Here is a 3,294-nt window from a genome sequence, read left to right as displayed (position 1 = left end):
GTCCGGGGGGCGGCCGAGGCCCACGGAGGGAGCATCAGCGTGGACAGCCTTCCCGAGCGTGGCACCACCTTCACCATTGATGTTCCAAAAGATGCCCCGCCCATGAAGGATATTTGAGCGTGCCTGGGCGGGATGCCCGGTGCGGCAGCCGTGCCGCACCAGGCGTTCAGCGCTTACGGCAGGTGCGGCGCCGGGTCGTCGGGAAGGATGAAGCAGTCAGGGTCCGGGGTGAGGCACCGCGAGTTGCAGCAGCCGTCCGCGCGGCAGCTGCAGACGGGCTGAATGATGGGCGAGCAGGACGAGGAGACGCCGTTGCACGTCACCGTGCCGTTGTTGGCGCCGCTGGCGGAACACGCGAACCCCGTTCCGGTGCACGTCTTCATCGTGCCGTTCGCGCACTCAATCTGCACGGAACAGTCACCCGCCAGCGCGGCCTCCTGAGAGACGAAGTGCTCCTCGGCATCGACCTGGGCCTGCTCCTCGGAGGGCAGGGGCCCGCAGGACGTCAGCATCACCAGCGTCATGACGACAATTCCGGCCATCGACTTCATGTGAACCTCTCTTCGATTGGGGGGACTCGACGGCAGGGAATATGAGAGGAATTCCCTGTCGTCAATAGAGGCGCTCCGCGATGGATGGGTGTTCTTTCCAATCGCTTGAGAGGAATTGTAACCTTTTATGTCTCGCCCGGTGCGTCACCAGGCATAGTCCTCCGGTGCGGGTTTGTGGCCCGGGAAGATGTCATCCAGGCGTGACAATGCTTTCGCATCCAGTGTGACGTCAACCGCGCGGAGGGCGGCGTCGAGCTGCGCGGACGTCCGCGGTCCGATGATGGGCGCGGTGACGGCGGGCTGGTGGAGGAGCCATGCCAGCGCGACGTCGCCGGGCTCATGCCCGAGCTCCTCCGCGAGCGCCTCGTACCGCTCGATGCGCTCACGGTGCTTCTGGAGGGCCTCCTTGGCGCGTCCTTCCAGACGGCGCTTGCCCTCGCGCTCCTTGCGGAGCACGCCGCCCAGCAGGCCGCCCTGGAGGGGAGACCAGGGGAGGATGCCCACGCCGTGGAACTGCGCGGAGGGAATCACCTCCAGCTCCACGGTGCGCGCCATCAGGTTGTAGAGCGACTGCTCGCTGACCAGTCCGGTGAAGTTGCGCCGTGCCGCCACGGCCTGGGCCTGGGCGATGTGCCAGCCCGCGAAGTTGCTGCTACCCGCGTAGAGCACCTTGCCCTGCGCCACGGCCACCTCCATGGCCTGCCATATCTCCTCCCAGGGCGTGGCGCGGTCGATGTGGTGGAACTGGTAGAGGTCCACGTAGTCCGTGCGCAGCCGCTTCAAGCTGGCATCCAGCGCGCGGCGGATGTTGAGCGCGGACAGCTTGCCCTCGTTGGGCCAGTCCCCCATGGGGGCGTAGAGCTTGGTCGCGAGCACGGTGCGCTCGCGCCGCTTGCCGCCCTTGGAGAACCAGTTGCCGATGACCTCCTCGGTGCGGCCCTTGTTCTCCCCGAAGCCGTAGACGTTGGCGGTGTCGAAGAAGTTGATGCCGTGCTCGTGCGCGGAATCCATGATGGCGTGGGACTCCGGCTCCTCGGCCGTCCAGCCGAAGTTCATGGTGCCCAGGCACAGCCGGCTGACGGAGAGCCCCGAGCGGCCCAGTTGCGTGTACTTCATGGCGACTCCTCAATGGCCGGAGGCAGGCTCCTTCCGCCGAGGACGACCCGGCCGTTCGCCGCCCCCCCGGATGCCGTGCATTCAGGGCATCCGCGGCGGAGGCTGGCCAGGGATTTGCGGTGGGCCCCGCGCCGGGTGTCGGGCAGCCAACCGGGACGCCGCGATGAGGCAGGGCGCTCGAAACGAACAATGGGCCACCGCCATGAAGGCAGTGGCCCACCGGTCCAGCGGAAGAACGTGGCGCTTACGGGTACAGCGCGCGGGCGCCGCTGCGGTCGTTGCTGGTCAGCACCAGGTCACCCGTCTGGGTGCCGCTGCACTGGGGGTAGTGCATGACGGAGCTGGCGTCATACGGCGTCAGCGCGCGCCAGGCGCTGTCCTCGTAGCAGCCGGTGCTGGTGAGGCGGGTGTGCTCGTGGCGGAAGCCCAGCACATGGCCCAGCTCGTGGCGAATCACGCCCTCCAGCGTCCAGGGGGAGATGTTCTGGAACGACGTCGTCGAGATGAGGACGTTGGCGCTGCGGCGGGCGCTGTTGGGGAAGAAGGCGCGCGCCAGGTACTGGGACGTCTTGGTCTGGTTCACGTCGAACACGACGCTGTTGTTGCGGTTGGTGCAGTTCGAATCCTGCGCGCTGACGTGGACGAACTTGACGTTGGCGGCTGCCTCCCACTCCGCCGCGGCGCTCTTCATCGCGTTGACCACGCGCGTGTAGTTGCCGCCGAACTTGGTGCTCACGCAGTACGTGAGGTTCAGCGCCTGGCTGGCGCTCCACTTGATGTCCCGTCCGCCGCTGTAATACACGGCCAGCGCGCCCCGCTGGGTGCCGAGGCCGCTGACGGACTGCTCGTAGAACTCACGCAGCTCCGACTCCGTCGGCAGGAAGATGTCACCGTCGACGACGAAGCCACCGGACTCCGGCTCCTGGTAGGCGCTGGCGCGGAACTCCTCGAAGGAGACCTGCTGCGTGTCCTGCGCCTCGGGCTCGGGGGCGCCGCACGCGGAGCCCAGGACGGAGATGCCTGCCAGTAGAGCAACGGAGTGAAACCTGAACATGGTGGACCCTTCGGTGTGAATTCTCGGAATTGAATTCAAGTGCGTGAAGAAGACCCCGGGACCGGAGTATCGGACACACAGGGATACACGAATTTTGAACCTCACCGAGGCTGGCGCGGTCTGCTCTGACCCACGGGGGTGTGTTCAGGGCTGCTACAGCTTCCAGAGGGTGCCGGCCCGCTCCAGTGAGACGCGCCGGAGGAATGGGTCGACGCTGATGTACGCGGGACGTTCGTCCACGGTGAGAGAGATTTCGGTGGGGCCGTCCGTGAAGCGGTGCTTCGCCGCGTACAGCGGCGCATCGCCGGACGCGTCTGGGGGGCCGGTGAACACCGCCACGTCCAGGGACTCGTCCAGGGGCAGGGGGACGTCCTGCCCGTTCCGGCGCGCGTGCTTCGACGCCGACATCCGCGCGGTGACGCGGTAGCGGCCATCCGCCAGGGGCTCGCAGGCCGCGGACTCCACCTTCAAGTCATACAGCACGACCTCCGTCAGCCACTGGTCGACGAGCGGCCGTGTCGCCTCGGTGGTCTCGTCATGCAGCAAGGCGAGCAGGTCGCGCGCGGTGGGTTG

At 67.1% G+C, this 3,294-nt stretch carries 3 protein-coding genes and 1 pseudogene; all 4 read right to left on the bottom strand.

Features of this window, described 5'->3' with window-relative positions:
* Positions 1–173 precede the first annotated feature (173 nt).
* Positions 174–551 (bottom strand): hypothetical protein, encoded by a 378-nt coding sequence (locus tag G4D87_RS35790; protein ID WP_163787252.1) that lies wholly within the window; start codon positions 549–551, stop codon positions 174–176.
* Positions 552–695: 144 nt separating this feature from the next.
* Positions 696–1,667, bottom strand: a complete 972-nt coding sequence (locus G4D87_RS35785) for an aldo/keto reductase (RefSeq protein ID WP_163787250.1) — start codon at positions 1,665–1,667, stop codon at positions 696–698.
* 244 nt (positions 1,668–1,911) lie between these two features.
* Positions 1,912–2,721, bottom strand: a complete 810-nt coding sequence (locus G4D87_RS35780; protein ID WP_205507857.1) for a M57 family metalloprotease — start codon at positions 2,719–2,721, stop codon at positions 1,912–1,914.
* A 153-nt stretch (positions 2,722–2,874) separates the two neighbouring features.
* Positions 2,875–3,294: pseudogene (locus tag G4D87_RS35775) on the bottom strand (hypothetical protein); the annotation flags it as partial.

This window comes from Myxococcus vastator (assembly GCF_010894475.1).
Taxonomy (GTDB): domain Bacteria; phylum Myxococcota; class Myxococcia; order Myxococcales; family Myxococcaceae; genus Myxococcus; species Myxococcus vastator.
The sequence above is the reverse complement of the archived record's forward strand: the minus strand, read 5'-3'. Positions and strand labels throughout refer to the sequence as shown.